This window comes from Methylocystis sp. H4A (genome assembly GCF_015709545.1).
GTDB classification, from domain to species: domain Bacteria; phylum Pseudomonadota; class Alphaproteobacteria; order Rhizobiales; family Beijerinckiaceae; genus Methylocystis; species Methylocystis silviterrae.
In genome coordinates this window covers 25,327-40,718 of sequence record NZ_JADNQY010000019.1, presented here as the reverse complement: position 1 = coordinate 40,718, position 15,392 = coordinate 25,327, and the positions used below count along the sequence as shown (strand labels likewise).

Genomic DNA, 15,392 nt, shown 5'->3' with positions numbered 1-15,392 from the left:
TCGATATCAAGTATCGACGCCTGCCTGCTAATCGCGGCAGAGAGGCATCTCAGGCGTAACTTCCGGCACGATCAGCCGCGCGCCAGTAGAGGCGACGATATCCGCGACGCTGACGCCGGGCGCGCGTTCACGTAGCGCCAGCCCCTCATCGGTCGGCTCAATGACGGCAAGCTCCGTCACGATCAGGCTGACGCGCCGCGCCGCTGTCGGCGGCAAGGTGAGAGTATCGACGATCTTCGGCTCGCCCTTGGCGACGTGCTGCATCGCTATGATGACGCGCTTGGCGCCCGCGACGAGGTCCATGGCGCCGCCCATCCCCGGCGTAAACTTTCCCGGAATCATCCAGCTGGCGAGACGTCCCGCGGCGTCGACCTGCAACGCGCCAAGCACCGCCATGTCGACATGGCCGCCTCGAATCAGCGCGAAGCTCGTCGCGCTGTCGAAACTGGCGGCGCCCGGCAACGACATGATGAATCCGCCGCCGGCGTCAATGAGATCGCGATTCTCCATTCCATCCGGCGGCGGCGCGCTGAAGCCGATAAGGCCATTTTCGCTCTGCATGGCGACGGACATCCCCTTTGGGATGAAACGCGCCACGAGAGTCGGCAGGCCGATTCCGAGATTGACGAGCATGCCGTCGCGCAGCTCCAGGGCGACGCGGCGGGCGATGATTTCCTTGGCGTCCATCAGCGCGCCCTGCCCACGATGTGCGTGACGAGCACGCCCGGCGTGCGCACCGCGTCGGGCGGAATGACTCCAACCGGGACGATTTCGTCGGGTTCGGCGATGACGCAATCGGCGGCGAACGCCATGACCGGGTTGAAATTTGCGGCCGTGAGCCGATAGGTCAGATTGCCGTAATAGTCGGCCTCATGCGCGCGCAGCAGCGCGATATCCGCCCGCAGCGGCTTTTCGATGAGAAAGCTTGCGCCGTCGATCTCAACCATCTGCTTGCCTTGCGCGACGACCGTTCCCACGCCGGTCGGCGTCACCACGCCGCCAAGCCCCGAGCCTCCGGCGCGGATTCGTTCGGCGAGCGTGCCTTGCGGAATGAGCTCGACTTCGATCGCGCCTGAACTCATCAGCCGTTGCGTGGTCGGATTGGTGCCGATGTGTGAGACCTCCACGCGCGCAACGCATCCCGCTTCGATCAGCCTGCCGACGCCGACGGTCGGATAGGCTGTGTCGTTGCCGATGATCGTCAGCGCGCGCGCGCCACGCGCGACGAGCGCGTCGATCAACCGCTCAGGCGACCCGACGCCCAAAAATCCGCCGATCATGACGCGCGCTCCGTCGGGAACGAGCTGCGCTGCGGCTTCGACGGCGATCGCGCTTTTCCTCATCTCGCTGAATCCCGCTTATCGTGTGGGCTTGTCGAGATAATGCGTTTCGGAAACCTCACGCAGACGCGCCGCCGCCGTTTCCGGCGTGATGTCGCGCTGGGGTTCGCCAAGCATCTCGAAGCCCACCATGAATTTCCGCACGCTCGCCGAACGCAGCAGCGGCGGATAGAAATGCGCGTGAAAATGCCAGTTGGCGTGAGCCGCGCCGTCTGTGGGGCGCTGATGGAATCCCATTGAATAGGGAAAGTCGGTTTCGAACAGATTGTCGTAGCGAATGGTCAGGCGTTGAAGGATCTCGGCGAGCGCCTCAACCTCGTCTTCGGTAAGATCGTCAAAAGAGCCGATATGCCTTGTGGCGAGCACCATGGTTTCGAACGGCCAGATCGCCCAGAACGGAATAAGCGCAACGAAATGTTCGTTGCGGCAAACGATCCGCTCGCCGAGTCTTTCTTCAAGCGCCAGATAATCGCAGAGGAGACAAGATCCGTTCTGCGCCAGATATGCGCCCTGCCGCTTCGATTCCTTGGCGGCTTCGTTCGGAATGCTGTGCGTCGCCCAGATCTGGCAGTGCGGATGCGGATTGCTGGCGCCCATCGCCGCGCCGCGATTTTCGAAAATCTGCACGTAGTTGATCATATCGAGAGCGCCGAGCCACAAACTCTCGTCGCGCCATGCCTCTACGACGGGAACGATCTCGGGAACGGTCATGCGCGATAAGGTCAGATCGTGGCGCGGCGAGAAGCACAGCACGCGGCATCGGCCGGGCTCGCTTTGCGCGACAAGCAATCCGTCTTGAACGATCTCCTCCGCTGACGCCTGCGGCGTGAGCGCCGCGAAGTCGTTATCGAACGCAAAAACGCCCTTATAGGCCGGGTTGCGTTCGCCATTCGCCCGCTCGTTTCCAGGACACAGATAGCAGGTCGGATCGTAGCGAGGTCGATCGGGATCGTGGGTCTTTTCGACCTGGCCTTGCCATGGCCGGCTGGTCCGATGCGGCGAGACAAGAACCCACTCGCCCGTGAGCTGATTGAGTCGGCGATGCGAAGCGCTGTTCAGCAGGGACACGAGCCGCTCCTAATCGCCGACAGGGCCCGCGCCGGGACCAGGCACGCAGGTGAGGATGGGCGGCGTCACGCCAGTCGCTGTGCGATATCTGTCAGCCATCGCCTGCGCGAAAGCTTCCGCGCGGCTCGCTTTCACAAGATTGATGGTGCAGCCGCCAAATCCGCCGCCCATCATCCGCGCGCCATAGACTCCCGGAAGTTTGCGGGCGATCTCGACCATGAGATCAAGCTCGGCGCAGCTCACCTCATAGTCGTCGCGCAGGCTTTCATGCGAAAGATACATGAGACGGCCGCATTCCTTAAGGTCCCCCGCGTCCAGCGCAGCGGCGGCGCGCAACGTCCGGTCGATCTCGCCAACGACGTGACGCGCGCGGCGAAAGACGAGTTCGGGCATCGCATCGGCGTGTCGCATCAATTGGGCGAATGTCACGTCCCGCAACGCCGCTATTCCATCGATCCGCGTCGAGAGAACCACGACCGCGCGCTCGCAGTCCGCGCGGCGCAAGTTATATTCATCGCTCGCGAGCTGGTGGCGCACCATCGTGTCGCAAAGGACAAGACGCGCGTCCGGATCGATCGCGACTTTCCGCGAAACGAGACTGCGGCAGTCAAGCAGCAGGGCGCTCCCAGCGACGGCGCAGCAGGATATGTACTGGTCCATAATGCCGCAGCGAACGCCAACGAACTGATTTTCGGCGCGTTGACAGATCTTGGCGAGTTCGACTCTGTCGACCTCGCAGCCGGAGATCGTCAAAAGCGCGAAGCCCGCGGCGACTTCGAACGCCGCCGAGGCCGAGAGTCCGGCGCCGATGGGCAGATTTCCGTCGAGGACGAGATCGGCGCCGCTGAGTTCGTAGCCGGCGCGTTCTAGAAAGATCGCGACGCCACGCACATAATCGGTCCAATCGCCGCGCGGCTGTGCGTTCGCGTCGTCGAGGTCGAATTCGACGACTTCATCCATGACAAGCGAGCCTATGCGCAAGCGGCGGTCGGAGCGCGGCGCAATCGCCGCCCAGATCGAGAGGTCGAGCGCCGCCGGCATGACGAAGCCGTCGTTGTAATCGGTATGCTCGCCGATGAGATTGATGCGGCCCGGCGCCCGAAAAAGGCGTGGCTCACGCTCGAAACTGCGGCGGAAAGCGGCAACCAGATCTCGCTCGATCCTCGACTCCATTCCGGCCACAATCCCATTGTCATCAAATCGTCAAGGCGACGCCGCATCGGATCGGCGGTAGGGGATCAAATGATAGTCCGCGCATGACACGTCAACGCCTTGGCGTTTGCTACTATCCTGAACATTGGCCTCAGTCACGCTGGAGCGAGGACGCGGCCATGATGAAGGAGATAGGTCTCTCCTTTGTGCGGATTGGCGAATTCGCCTGGTCGCGGCTGGAGCCGAGCGATGGCGCTTATCGTTTCGAATGGCTGAGCCGCGCCATCGAGACGCTGGATCGCGCCGGCCTCAAGGTCGTGCTCGGAACGCCGACGGCGACGCCGCCCAAATGGCTCGTCGATAAGATGCCGGAGATGGCGGCGTTCGACGCCGACGGCAGACCGCGCAAATTCGGTTCGCGCCGACACTATTGTTTCAGCCACGAAGGCTACGCTCAAGAATGCGAGCGCATCGTCGAGCATCTGGCGCGAGCTTTCGGCGGCCATCCCGCCGTAGCGGCGTGGCAGACCGACAATGAATATGGCTGCCACGACACGGTGCTCAGCTATTCGCCGGCCGCGCTGCAGGCGTTTCGGCGATGGTGCGAAGCCAGATATCGCTCCATCGAGACATTGAACGAAGCCTGGGGCAATGTCTTCTGGTCGATGGAATATCGAAGCTTCGACGCGATCGAGCTGCCGAACCTGACCGTCACCGAAGCCAATCCGTCGTTTCTGTTAGATTTTCAGCGCTTCTCGTCCGATCAGGTCGTCGCCTTCAACCGGCGCCAAGCGCAGATCATTCGGCGTCATGCTCCGGGCACGACGATCCTCCATAATTTCATGGGATCATTCGTCGACTTTGATCACTACGCGCTCTCAGACGATCTCGATGTCGCGGCATGGGACAGCTACCCGCTCGGCTTTCTGGAACGCTCTTCTCACGACGACGCCTTCAAGCTGCGCTACATGCGCGTCGGCGATCCTGACTTTCAGGCCTTTCATCACGATCTCTACCGCGCCTGCGGGCGCGGCCGATGGCAGGTGATGGAGCAGCAGCCGGGGCCGGTGAATTGGGCGCCGTGGAATCCGGCCCCCGCGAAAGGCGCCGTGCGGCTCTGGACCTTCGAGGCTTTCGCCGCCGGCGCCGAGGCGGTGAGTTATTTTCGCTGGCGGCAGGCGCCTTTCGCGCAAGAACAGATGCATGAAGCGCTGCTGCTGCCAAACGCCGCGCCGAATGACGCCTATCATGACGTCGCGCGCATTTCGAAGGAACTCGACGCTCTCAACGCGCAAGTCGAAACAGCGCGCGCGCCAGTGGCGCTGATCTTCGATTATGAAAGCGCCTGGGCGTGGCGCATCGAGCCGCAAGGCCAGGACTTCTCCTATTTCGATCTCGTCATGGGCTTCTATCGGGCGCTGCGGCGCGCGGGGCTCTCCATCGACGTCGTACCGCCGACCGCGGCGGCGATCGCTGATCGAAGGCTGATCATCGCGCCCGCGCTTTTTGCGCCGTCTGACCACTTCACAGCGGCGCTGGCGAAAAGCGGCGCGACGATCCTGCTTGGCCCGCGCACGGGATCGAAGACCGCTGATTTTCAAATACCGGCGGAGCTGCCTCCCGGAGTTTTGCGAGGCGTGATCGACATTCGCGTCAGACGCGTCGAAAGCCTTCGGCCAGGCGCACGAATTACGCTCTCCGGACAAGGCGCTTTCGTGCGGTGGCGCGAATTCTTGGCTCTCGGCGAGAGCGTCGCGCCCGAATTCACATCGGAAGACGGCGAAACGGCGCTCGCGCGATCCGACAACGTCTTTTATCTCGCCGGTTGGCCCGACGAAGAATTGCTGACGAACGTGCTGCGACGGGTTTTCCATGTCGCCGGCATATCGACGCTCGACTTTCCGGAGGATATCCGCGTCCGCGACAATGGGGCGATGCGCTACATTTTCAATTACGGCGCGACGACGACGGATATTTCGGCGCTGGTCGGCGAAGAGACTCTCCTGATCGGCTCGTGTCTTCTCGAATCTTGCGGCGTCGCCGTCTTCAGGCGTCGCGACTGCTTCAAACGCGCGACTCAGAACACCAGCCAAGAAGCGACGACAAAATAGGTCAAGAGCGAAAACGTGTCCTGCACCACGGTTGCGACCGGGCCGGAACCGAGCGCTGCGTCATAGCCGAGCCGCGCGAAAATCCAGGGCATCAGAAAGCCGAACGTCGTTGCGATGGTGCTCGCGACCGCCAGCGAAATTCCGACGGTCGCGGCGAGGCCGACGCTCGAAAAGAAGAACCAGACAATCGGGAAAGCGAGACCGCCGAGCATCGCGCCGAGCAGCGCCCCGGTGCCCAGCTCCCCGGCGAAGAGCGGCAGCAACGCCGAATCGGTCAGCGACAGGCCGCGGATGACAACGACTTCCGACTGCGTGCCGACCGAATCCGCGAGATAAACGATCGCAGGGATAAAGAAGGCGACGGCGATATGCGCGCTGAGCGCGGTTTCGAAGCGCGACATCATGACGGTCGCCGCGGCACTGCCGGCCATGCCGACGAGCAGCCATGGCAATCGATACAGCGCGCGACGGTGCGGCGCGGCCGTCAACGCGTCTCTTGCAGCCTCCGACTTGCCGAGGATGCCCACCATGTGATGCAGATCCTCAAGATGCTCGTCGCGCAAGATCGTCATCAGCGCGCGCGCCGGCACGGCGCCGAGAAATCTTCCTTCGGCGTCGCAGACGGCCAAGATGGACAGGCCCGAGTGAATGGCGACGCTCGCCGCAGCTTCGCGATCCGCGCCGAGCGGCACGCTGTAGGCTTCGGCCGTTCGCGCAATGTCATGCAGCGGCGTCGTCTCCGGCGCGCCAAGCAGATCGCGTATGGCGACGACGCCAATCAGACGACCATCTTCGGCAAGCACGAAAACATGCGAGGCGTCGTCGAAACGCTGGCCGATCAACCGGGCCCGCGCCTCGCCGGCGCTCTCCTGCCAGCGGGCCAGAGGCACGGACGTCACGAGATAGCGCCCCACGGTCTGGCCGTTCATCTCCACTGGAGGCAGGCGGTCGAGCGTCTGGATACTAGGCATTGCGGTCATGGCTTCTCATGATGTTTTGAGAGACAAGCGGCGTCCGGGCCGATTGAGCAGCGGGTAGCCGCAGCTCATAGGACCGCGCCACGTTACAGTTATGTGACCGTGTTCGCGCGCTCTTTTCGCGATCGCGTCGATTGTTGCTGATAGGATGTCTTGATAGAATTTCTTCGCCGTCGCCGCTTGGCCCCGGCGGCCCGTAGCGAATCGGACCGGAGTCGAAGTGATGAAACCCTTTGGATTTGCATTGGGCGCGTTGACGGGCGCCGCCGCCGTTTTGCTCCTGAACCGTCAGGGAACGCAGCGCGTGCGCCCGATCGCCAAGGCGGCGATGAAAGCCGCGGTGATGGCCTATCACGAAGCGCGCGTGCAAGGCGCCGAACTCGCCGAGGCCGCCGAGGATCTCTTCGCCGAAGTGAAGACCGAGGCCGCAGCCGATATTTTCGCGGCCGCGGTGGCCGCCGCCCAGGCCAAGGCCGCGCAAGCCAGAACCGAAGCGAAGACCGAACCGAAGCCCGAAGCAACGTCAAAGCCCGAGAGCGCGGCGCCAGCAAGCGAGGCTCCCGCCTCCCGGGCCGCAAGCGAGAGCGCGTAAATGAACGACGCAATCCTGCCACTGGCGCAGGTGGCCCACGCCATGCCCGGCCGCGCGCGGCTGCGTGTCGCCGACCGCCGCGGCGACGCCGCTTATTTCGCTTCGGTCTCCAAGGGCCTGTCGGCGATCGCCGGCGTTCGCAACGTCGAAGTGGCGCCGCTGACGGGCAGCGTGCTCATTCAGCACAGCGGACCCTTGGCGCGCATCGGCGCCGCGGCGCAGGAGGCGCGGCTCTTTGTCGTCGGCGAAGCGCCTCACGCCGCGCGCGAGGCGCCGGAAGTTTCCATCGATCCAAAGGTCATCGCGGCGCTGGCGCTTCTGGCCGCGGCGCTGTGGCAAATGTCGAAGGAGAGCGTTTTGCCGCCGGCGATCACCCTGCTTTGGTATGCGAGCCGGCTGGGCGGAGTCTGGTCGCTGGATGGCGACGGCGGGAATGGGGAGTAGCGCTAGTTCTTAAGCGCATCCACGACATCCAGCGCTTCCCACGGGAGGTCGAGATCGGCGCGGCCGAAATGTCCATAGGTCGCGAGCGGAAGATAGAAGCCGGCCGGGCCGCACATCTGGGCCGCGGTGCGCAAGCCGAAGCGGCGTACGATCGAGCCAGGCCGGAAATCCAGGAGCGCGGCGAGCCGTCTGGCGATTTTGTCATCCGCAAGATAGCCAGTGCCGAAGGTCTCGACCGAGAGACTGATGGGCTCCGCCTGCCCCGCTGCATAAGCCAGATGAACTTCGCAGCGCTCGGCAAGGCCCGCCGCGACGATATTCTTGGCGGCGTGCCGCGCGGCGTAAGCGCCGGCGCGTTCGATGCGCGAAGGGTCCTTGCCTGACAGCGCCGAGCCGCTCTGGCGCGCGATCTCGCCATAGGCGTCGATGCCGCTCTTGCGCCCGGTCAGGCCGGCGTGGCGCGCCGGTCCGCCGATTTCAAAGGGTTCGCCGGCGTTGACGTGAACCGTCGTGTGAGCGTCCGGCCTCATGTCGCTCGCGGAAAGCGCATCGAGCGCGATCGCGCGCAGCTGTCCGAACTTGGCGTCGTCCATCGCCGCGCCGTCAAAGGCGACGGTCAGCGAAACCCCATAGATTCGTGCGGGGCGACCGCCGCGATATTCAATCGAGACTTGCGTCTTGGCGTCGGGCGAGAGTGACGAAAATCCGTCGCGCCGAGCGGCGTCGAGGGCGCGGGCGACCTTATGCGCGAGGCTGATCGGCGCCGGCATGAATTCAGGCGTGTCGCGACAGGCGTAGCCGAAAACATTGGCTTGCTCATGCGCGACGCGCCTGCCGATCGCCGCGTCGTCGTCGAGCTCTTGGAGAGGCGGCTCGCGCGCCTCGAGCGGCAATTCGACGAAGCTCGTCAGTATCGAGCAATTGCGCGCGTCGAAGCTTCCGGCGGCGTAGCCGGCCTCCTGCATGACCGTGCGCGCGAGCGCCGGCAAATCGACGAGCGCGTCGGCGGCGTATCGCGCAGCGAGAAAGACGACGCCCGTCGCCAAGGCGCATTCCACAGTTGCGCGCGCGCGATCGTCTTCACGCAGGAGCGCATCAATGGCCGCATCGCTGATCTGATCGCAGAGCTTGTCGGGGTGCCCCGGAGTCACCGACTCCGACGTGAAGATCATGTCAGGCGACATGGCTTTCTCCGTTGCCGCGCAGCGGCGCCTCTTCGCGATCGGCGATTCTGCCGATGATATCGTTGGCGAGCGAACTGCCGAGGGCGATGGCGCCGATCCGCAACAGATCGCCGGCGCCGAGCGGCGACAGGCCGAGAAGGCGCCGGGTCAATGGAAAAAGTTGCACGCCCGCCTGCAGCAGCAGGGTCGCGCCGACGGCGCCATAGAGCGTCGGATTGGGGGGCCTGCCGATCTCGCAACTTAACCCCCGCAACTCGGAACGACAGGACAGGCTGTGGAGCAACTGGCCGCAGGTGAGGCCGTGAAAGGTGACGGTGCTGGCGCGCGCGCCGCCTGCGCCGCCGCCGAGGCTGAAATAGCCGATAAGCGCCGCAACGCCCATCACCGACCCCTCGCGAAGAATGCGCCGGAAATCGGAGGCGGCGAGTATGGGCGCTTTCGGATCATGCGGCGGCCTGTCGAGCACGTCGGGCTCCGGCGGCTCAAGCCCCAGCGCGATCGCCGGCAGCGCGTCGGTCGCCAGATTGAGCCAGAGCAACTGCATCGGCGTCAACGGCTCGCCGCCGACAAGGGCGGCGCCGAGCATGGCGATCGTCTCGGATGCGTTGGTCGAAACGAGATAGCGCAGGACCTTGCGAATATTCGCATAAGTGGCGCGGCCGAGTCGTATGGCCTCGACGATGCCATCCATGTCGTCGGTCGCGAGCACGATGTCGGCGACCTGACGAGCGACGTCGGCGCCTTCTCCGCCCATTGCGATTCCGACGTCCGCCGCACGCAAGGCGGGGCCGTCGTTGACGCCGTCGCCGGTCATCGCCACGATATGGCCGTGGCCTTGCAGCGCCTTGACGATGTTGAGCTTGTCGACGGGGCTGACGCGCGCGAAGACATGCGGCTGTCTCGCCAGCGCCTCAAGCATCTCGGGCTGCATCTTCGCCATCTGCCCGGCTTCGAGCACGCGCAACTCGCCGCCGTGATTGAGATCGAGGCGCCGCGCGATGGCGAAGGCGGTCGCGCTTTGATCGCCGGTGATCATCACCGTGCGCACGCCGGCGCGATGCAGCTGCTTGAGCGCCGGGCCGACGCTGGCGCGAATAGGATTCGCCATGCCGGCGAGTCCAAGCCACACGAGGTCCCGCTCGTCACGGGGATCGCCACCGGCTTCGCCGATCGCGACGCCGAGAACGCGCAGCGCGTCGCCAGCCATGCGTTCATTGGCCTTGAGAATGGCGGTCCGCGCCGGGCCGTCAAGCGGCGCTACGCCATCGGCCATGCTGCGGGTCGCGCAACGCGCCAGCACCTCGACCGGATCGCCTTTGACGCAGAGCACGCGCACGCCGCCGATCGCTTCGTGGAGCGTGCTCATGCGCTTGCGGCCTTCGCCGCGCGCCACGCAGGTCGCCATAGGAGCAGATCGACGCAAAGCGATGGGATCGACTCCCATCGCCACGCCCGCTTCGATCAGCGCGGTTTCGGTCGGCGTGCCGTCGATCTCCCAACCTTTCGCTGCGGGCTTTGCGGCGGCGTCGCTGCACAGCGTCGCGGCTTCGAAGAGGCGACGCGCAATATCGATTGTCGCGGCGTCGGCATCGACGCCGTCGCGCAACAGTCGGCCTTCCTGCAGCTCAAACGCGCCATTGTCGACGTGAACGCGAACCGCCGCCATGCGGTTTTCGGTGAGCGTGCCGGTCTTATCGAGTCCGATCGTCTCGATCGCGCCAAGTGTCTCCACGGCGTCGATCTTGCGCACCAGCACCTTGCGCTTGCGCATGTCCTGCACGCCCAAGGCGAGCGTCGTGGTCGCGACGGCGGGCAGCCCCTCGGGGATGGCGGCCACCGCAAGCGAAATCGCGCTGCGCAAGGTCGGGATAAGCCCGTGGCCGCGCAGAAGGCCAAGAGCGAAGACGCACGCGCAAATGGCGCCATTGACGATGACAAGTTCGCGCTCGACGTCGCCAAGTTCGCGCTGTATGGGAGTCTGGGGCCGCTGCAGCGCGCCGAGCAACTGCTGCACGCGGCCGATCTCGGTCTGCGCACCGATAGCGGTGATAATGGCTGCGCCGGATCCGCCGGTCACCGCAGTGCCGCGAAACACCATATTGCGACGATCCGAGACTCCCGTATCCGGCGCCAGAACAATCTTTGCGTCTTTCGGCGCCGGTTGCGCCTCGCCGGTGAGCGGCGATTCGTTCACGGTCAGATCGTCGCTGGCGATCAGGCGCGCGTCTGCAGGCACGAAGACGCCGCGCTCGATCAGCAAGAGGTCGCCCGGCGCGAGATCGCGCGCGTCGATCCTCAATCGCGCGCCATCACGGATCACGGCGGCGTCCGATAGCTCCTCCGAGGCAAGGCCCGAAATCGTACGGTCCGCCTGACGTTCGGTGGCCGCGGCGATGCCGGCGTTGATCAGCACCACCGCAGCGATCATCACCGCGTCGGCGACGCCGCCGGTCGCGAGCGACACCACCGCCGATGCGCCGAGCAAAACAATCGGCAGACTGGTCAACTGCTCGGCGAAAACAATCGCAGCCGAGCGCGGCTCTGCGCGGCGGAGCTCGTTACGCCCCCATTTCCCTAATCTCGCCGCGGCGTCCTCTGTCGTTAAGCCTCGACCGATATCCGTCTCCAGCCGCGTCGCGAGCGCAGCGATCGCCTCGGCGTGAGCGGCGTTTTCCGGCGTGAGCGACGCGCCTTCGCCGACGTCCCATGCCGGCTCTTCGGCGACCGCCGCTTCGAGCGCCTGCATCAGCCGCGCGCTTGTGAGGGGCTGCTGAAATTCAATGAGAGTCGAACCCGTCAATTCGCTGGATCGAACGAAAAGGACGCCGGGCAGACGTCGGAGCCGCTTCTCGACGGCCCGCGCGAGCGCTGCGCGGCCGCGAAGACCCATATGGCGGATCCGCGCGCGGCCGCAACAAGCGTCATGAATAAGCTCGGCGCCAAATTGCGCACAGGACTCAACGCCGAAGCGACGTGAACCTACGGGCGCGTTCTCTGAGTCCGCTTCAGCCAGGATCATTGAGCACATTGTCTGGCGCGCATCGAAGCCCGCTTTTCACGACCGTTCGATGACATTTTTCGGCTCTGCGGAATCGCTTCCGCAAAACCGCTGTTCTGTCTTCGGCAGCCGATCGTAAACGGCGACGCGCAATGGGCGCACTCCGCACTGTTTGAGATCGCGACTATAGTTGCGCGCAAGGGATAGGCGCAACCGCGCGCCGATGCGCTGCGCGCAGCGCATCCTGTGCTGCAAATTCGACTGCCGGCGGAACCTTAGCGAAGGATCGGCGTTCCCCCACAAGCGGCAAGCTCATATTGCGCCTTTCTCAGTTTGCAAATCTGATAGTGTTTTCAGTTTCGTCGATTCGGGTGGGAGCGAACAATGTTCTTGAGAGAGCTGCTCGCGGCGAGCTTCGCCGCAACCGCATCCGCGATCGCGCCGCTCAACGTTCTTCACAACGTCGATAACGCCATTCTAGGCGTCAAGGTCACGCGGGCGTATAACGCCATTGCGGCCGACTTCTTTCAAATGCGCAATTCAAAAATCGCTTTCTCGAGGGGAGGACGATCATGACGAAGAGACGGAGCGCGTCTGTCGCGGCCGCCATGCTTTTGACCCTGTCAACAAGCCCGCGCCAAGGCGCCCACGCCGAGCAGGCGGCGGCCGCCGTCGCGACGCCGCCCCCGCTCACCAAGTTCGAAAAGGCGCCTCCGGGCGAAGCCGAGCAGATTGGGCAAATCATTTCGCTCACCACGCAGCTTCTGCAGATGCGCTATCCGGAAGGCATGGCGCGGCGCGGCGTGCATCCGAAAGATCACGGCTGCGTCAAAGCGACATTCACCGTCAATCCCGACATTCCTCAGCAATACCGGGCCGGCGTATTTGCATCGCCGGGGAAGAAATACCCAGCCTGGATTCGCTTCTCGAACGCCACGCCCTTTCTCGCGCCAGATCTCGGCAAAAATGGTCCCGACAGCCGCGGCATGGCGATCAAGCTCATCGGCGTCGAGGGAGAAACGCTGCTGAACGAACCCGGCGCGAAGACGCAGGATTTCCTGCTGATCAATCTTCCCGGCTTCGCCTTTCCGAATGTCTCCGAATATTTGGAAGTCACCAAAATCCAGCTTGCCAACCACGACGACATTCGGCCCTTTTTGGCGCCGCCGCTGTCACCCGAGAGGAAAAAGACTCTGGGCGTCGTCACGAAGATCAAGCAAACCAATGTCGGCAATCCGCTTGAGAGTCCGTATTTTTCCGCGGCACCGTTTCTCTATGGACCCGACAGGGTCGCGAAATTCAGCGTGACGCCGAGAAGCGCGGAAAAGACGCCCGTACCGGCAAATCCAACCACGAATTATCTGCGCGAGGCGATGAAGAAGAGCCTCGATCCCGCCAATGGCAAGCCGGCTGTCTTCGATTTCAAAGTCCAGCTGCGCAATGATGATTCGCTGCCAATCGAAGACGCGACCGCCGAATGGTCGGAGACGACCGCGCCGCAGCAAAATGTCGCGACGATCGAGATCGACCAGCAAGATTTCGACAATGCGTTTCAGGTGACGGAATGCGAGCATATGGCGTTCACGCCATGGCACGGGCTCACGGCGCATCGACCGATAGGCGGCATCAATCGGCTGCGTCGCGACGTCTATATCGCCTCTTCGAAGTTCCGGTCCCAGCCCAAAGAGCCGACGGGATTCCCAAAATGGCCGTGGTGACGCATCTCACAAGCGCTATCGCGCGCGTTTCGTTCGTCGCAGGCTTGGCGCTGGCGTCACACGCCTGCCTCCACGCGCCGGTTTGGGCGCAAACGGCGCCGGCCGGCGGCGAGTGGCGCGCCGAGCAAGAAAGACGGTTGAAGGCGCTCGACGCCTACATCAGCCGCAAGCCGGTCGCCTATCGTTGGTTCGCGGATTTTCCCTTTGGCCTGACGGATGGCGCGCCCTTCATCATTTTGAAGCTGCTGCCGAAGCTCGCGCCCGAAGAATGGGGAAGCGGGAATAATTTTCTCGACGTCGCCGGCCTCTTCATCGATGAGCGCGATCCCACCTACCCGATCGCGCGCGGCTTCGGCTGGACCGGATTGGCGCGCGACGATCCCAGCGGCGCCGTCGATTACGCGGCGTTGAGTTGCGGCGCCTGCCATATCGGCCGCGTGCGTCTCGATGACGGCAGTTTTCGCTATCTCGACGGCGGCGTGAACGCGCAGTTCAATCTCGTGCAATATCGCGTCAGAGTCAGAAACACGATCGAGAAGATCACCGCCGGCGCGACGACGCCAGAGGAGAAGATCGAACGCGCCACTCGGGCCATTCTTACAGCGCTCGACAAGGCGCATGCCCAAGACAGAAATTACTTCTACAAGAATTACTCCTTCGCTGGCCGCCGCTTCGACGCCGCCTATGAGACGCGTCAGATCGAACTCTTCATGCAGGACGCGCCGGCGATCGTCGGCAAATACCTGACCCGCGCCGGACTGGAATACGTCTCGCTTCTCGACCTCGTCTACAAGAACTACAAAGGCTTCGAGGAGCAGATGACCCAGGGCTTCGGCGGCATGGCCGACGCGACCGGAGTCAGCACGTCGATGGTCTACGCCGCCGCCGAAGCGCGCGGCGAAAATCCGGATCCGAAAACAAATCTGCCGCCGACGCCCGGCATCACCGATTTCATGGCGGTGTGGGAGCAGGAGAAGCGTCTGGCGCGCTGGTCTCCCGATCACACGCAGCTTGTCGACGGCGGCGGGCAATGGAACGGCAATATTCCGATTCCGATCTTCCGCAACCTCGCCGCCGAATTGACGTTGGGGCTCGGAGCCGACACCGACATCCGCATCGCCGCTTTCAGCGAGGATCTGCTGCGCGACCTGCCCGCGCCCGTCTATCCCTTCCCCGTCGATCTCGCGCTCGCAAAAAAAGGCGCGGCGCTCTTTGAAGAGAATTGCGCGGCGTGTCATCGGCCGCATAACGGCAAGGTCTACGACCTCGGCACGGATCTCGGCCGAGCGCGGGTCGTTAGCGATATAATTGCGAAAAACGCCCGCGACAGTTTCACGAAGATCTGTCCGCCGACGAGAGTCGTCGAGATGCCGCCCTCGGGTGACCGGATCGCGCCCTGCGCGAAGTTCGAAGGGGTCTCGCTGGAGAACCGCGCCGACGTCTCCATGGCCGATCCCGCGACGCATGAGGGCTATAACGCGCTTCCGCTTGGCGGCGTGTGGGCGCAGGCCCCCTATCTGCACAATGGCTCAACGCCGACGCTCTATCATCTCCTCGTCCCGCGGGAGCGTCCCGCCGTCTTCATCAAGAGCCGGCCCGATTACGACAAGAAGCTCGTCGGCTTCTCCTGGGAGCCGGCGCAGACGCTCTCGCGCGAGGGCTATCGTTTCGATACGACGGCCTTTCCGGCGCTCTCCAACAAGGGGCACGACAAGGACGTCATCGAGGACGGCAAGACCTTGAAGCTCGATTGGTCGGACGACGTCCCCGGCGCCATGGCCATTGTCGAATATCTGAAGACGAAGTGA

Annotated in this window: 13 protein-coding genes; 6 read left to right on the top strand and 7 right to left on the bottom strand. The window is 63.9% G+C overall.

Translation table 11 applies throughout. From position 1 onward, the window contains the following. Positions 1–27: 27 nt before the first annotated feature. Genes IYW40_RS05395 through galK form a run of 4 tightly spaced genes read right to left on the bottom strand, consistent with a single transcriptional unit; the run spans position 28 to position 3,581 of the window. Entirely contained in the window at positions 28–687 is a 660-nt protein-coding gene (locus IYW40_RS05395; protein WP_196399707.1) for a 3-oxoacid CoA-transferase subunit B, read from the bottom strand. Continuing rightward, positions 687–1,343 carry a 3-oxoacid CoA-transferase subunit A gene (locus IYW40_RS05390; RefSeq protein WP_196399706.1) on the bottom strand — a complete coding sequence of 219 codons (657 nt, stop codon included), beginning with the start codon at positions 1,341–1,343 and terminating at the stop codon, positions 687–689. The genes IYW40_RS05395 and IYW40_RS05390 overlap by 1 nt, the downstream gene beginning before the upstream one ends. A gap of 15 nt (positions 1,344–1,358) precedes the next feature. Continuing rightward, complete coding sequence (locus IYW40_RS05385) at positions 1,359–2,408, bottom strand: UDP-glucose--hexose-1-phosphate uridylyltransferase (protein ID WP_348644234.1); 1,050 nt, start codon at positions 2,406–2,408, stop codon at positions 1,359–1,361. 9 nt (positions 2,409–2,417) lie between these two features. Then, complete coding sequence (gene galK / locus IYW40_RS05380) at positions 2,418–3,581, bottom strand: galactokinase (RefSeq protein ID WP_196399705.1); 1,164 nt, start codon at positions 3,579–3,581, stop codon at positions 2,418–2,420. A gap of 83 nt (positions 3,582–3,664) precedes the next feature. Between galK and IYW40_RS05375 the strand changes: the two genes are divergently transcribed. Next, positions 3,665–5,671 carry a beta-galactosidase gene (locus IYW40_RS05375; protein ID WP_196399704.1) on the top strand — a complete coding sequence of 669 codons (2,007 nt, stop codon included), beginning with the start codon at positions 3,665–3,667 and terminating at the stop codon, positions 5,669–5,671. Here IYW40_RS05375 and IYW40_RS05370 read toward each other — a convergent pair. Next, positions 5,638–6,651 (bottom strand): magnesium transporter, encoded by a 1,014-nt coding sequence (locus tag IYW40_RS05370; RefSeq protein ID WP_246720663.1) that lies wholly within the window; start codon positions 6,649–6,651, stop codon positions 5,638–5,640. The two genes, IYW40_RS05375 and IYW40_RS05370, sit on opposite strands and share 34 nt — an antisense overlap. Positions 6,652–6,871: 220 nt before the next feature. On the opposite strand from IYW40_RS05370, the gene IYW40_RS05365 reads away from it, so the two are divergent. Together IYW40_RS05365 and IYW40_RS05360 are read left to right on the top strand one after the other, a co-directional pair. Next, positions 6,872–7,240 (top strand): DUF5132 domain-containing protein, encoded by a 369-nt coding sequence (locus IYW40_RS05365; RefSeq protein ID WP_196399703.1) that lies wholly within the window; start codon positions 6,872–6,874, stop codon positions 7,238–7,240. After that, on the top strand, positions 7,241–7,684 hold the full coding sequence (locus IYW40_RS05360) for a hypothetical protein (RefSeq protein WP_196399702.1): 444 nt from the start codon (positions 7,241–7,243) through the stop codon (positions 7,682–7,684). Between the two features lie 2 nt (positions 7,685–7,686). Here IYW40_RS05360 and metK read toward each other — a convergent pair whose 3' ends face one another. Continuing rightward, on the bottom strand, positions 7,687–8,868 hold the full coding sequence (gene metK, locus IYW40_RS05355) for a methionine adenosyltransferase (RefSeq protein ID WP_196399701.1): 1,182 nt from the start codon (positions 8,866–8,868) through the stop codon (positions 7,687–7,689). Beyond that, positions 8,858–11,758, bottom strand: a complete 2,901-nt coding sequence (locus IYW40_RS05350) for a cation-transporting P-type ATPase (RefSeq protein WP_246720662.1) — start codon at positions 11,756–11,758, stop codon at positions 8,858–8,860. Before IYW40_RS05350 ends, metK begins: the two co-directional genes overlap by 11 nt. 492 nt (positions 11,759–12,250) lie before the next feature. On the opposite strand from IYW40_RS05350, the gene IYW40_RS05345 reads away from it, so the two are divergent. Genes IYW40_RS05345 through IYW40_RS05335 form a run of 3 tightly spaced genes read left to right on the top strand, consistent with a single transcriptional unit; the run spans position 12,251 to position 15,392 of the window. After that, complete coding sequence (locus tag IYW40_RS05345) at positions 12,251–12,442, top strand: hypothetical protein (RefSeq protein ID WP_123176870.1); 192 nt, start codon at positions 12,251–12,253, stop codon at positions 12,440–12,442. Then, positions 12,439–13,584 carry a catalase family protein gene (locus IYW40_RS05340; RefSeq protein WP_246720661.1) on the top strand — a complete coding sequence of 382 codons (1,146 nt, stop codon included), beginning with the start codon at positions 12,439–12,441 and terminating at the stop codon, positions 13,582–13,584. The genes IYW40_RS05345 and IYW40_RS05340 overlap by 4 nt, the downstream gene beginning before the upstream one ends. Then, positions 13,572–15,392 carry a cytochrome c gene (locus tag IYW40_RS05335; RefSeq protein ID WP_196399700.1) on the top strand — a complete coding sequence of 607 codons (1,821 nt, stop codon included), beginning with the start codon at positions 13,572–13,574 and terminating at the stop codon, positions 15,390–15,392. Before IYW40_RS05340 ends, IYW40_RS05335 begins: the two co-directional genes overlap by 13 nt.